Origin of the sequence: Spiroplasma endosymbiont of Megaselia nigra (assembly GCF_003987485.1) — a bacterium.
Taxonomy (GTDB): Bacteria; Bacillota_I; Bacilli_A; order Mycoplasmatales; family Mycoplasmataceae; genus Spiroplasma.
Genome location: NZ_RCOO01000283.1, coordinates 1 through 1,078, shown reverse-complemented (window position 1 = coordinate 1,078; position 1,078 = coordinate 1). Strand labels below are relative to the sequence as shown.

Annotated in this window: 2 protein-coding genes; both read left to right on the top strand. The window is 28.4% G+C overall.

The genetic code is table 4. From position 1 onward, the window contains the following. The first annotated feature begins 300 nt into the window (after positions 1-300). Positions 301-780 (top strand): amino acid permease, encoded by a 480-nt coding sequence (locus D9R21_RS06700; protein WP_241568817.1) that lies wholly within the window; start codon positions 301-303, stop codon positions 778-780. A 29-nt stretch (positions 781-809) separates the two neighbouring features. After that, a partial coding sequence (locus D9R21_RS06695) for a phage terminase large subunit (RefSeq protein WP_158613992.1) occupies positions 810-1,078 on the top strand: 269 nt, incomplete at its 3' end.

Here is a 1,078-nt window from a genome sequence, read left to right as displayed (position 1 = left end):
CTGCAGTATATGTTTTAAATTTTTGTTCTTTTCCTGCCATTAAAAAATGCACCTCCTCTAAAAGTTTAGTAAAGTTCTTTTTTAATTTTACTTACTTTTTGGGGTGCAGTCTTAAATAAGAAATTTAGTTTAGTAGATTTTGTTTGATTAGGCTTTAATTATACTGTTGGAATTGGTTTTATAGGGAATTTCGCTATTTTATCAAATATCTCACAACCTGACTCAATTAGAATTCATGTTATTTGATTATTTGCAGTTGAAGTTTTAATTGCAGGAATATGTGCGTGAGCATTTGCTAAAATGGCCAGAGTTCATCATTCTAATAATAATGGAGCTTCATACATTTATGTTCGAACAAGTTTCGGTAAATTTTGGGGAATTTTTGTTGCTTTTATGCAATATGTTTCCTTACCATTTTTAATTACGATTCAAGTAATGATGTTGATTCGGGGCTCATTCGGAGCAGATTGAATTTCAAAAATGAATCCAGATGGAAGTGTTACTGTACCTTGGTATGCTGCAAACTGAGGATCATTTGGTGACTTATGATTAGATTTTATTGGAATTGCGATTTATATGTCAGCAGCAGCAATTATTTTTGGAGGAATGAAATTATATAAAAAATTAGCAAATGGAACGGGAATTATTAAATGAGTTACAGTTGGTTTTTTAATTTTAGCTTGTTTAGTATTAGCCGTTCAAAATGGTAATGAAAATTTAAGTTATTGAGGACATCATACGAAATTTTCGTTGCCAGGATGTATTGGAGTAAAGATTTAAAAGATAGTGTATTTCAAAATATATGAAATATGTTAGATGAAAATAATATACCTTATACTATTAATTTATCAAATTTTACTTTTACTTTATCAAATGGTAGCAAAATATATTGTAAAGGTTTACATTCACCAAGTCGGAAAGAAAAATTAAAAGCCTTTGCTGATTTGAATAAATATAAATTAGTTATTGATTGAAGAGAAGAATGTGACCAATTTCAACAAAAAGATTTAAGTGATTTAGAGTTTGCTATTCGTGGTTATCAAAATAAAATAACAATTAATACATGTAATCCTGAAAG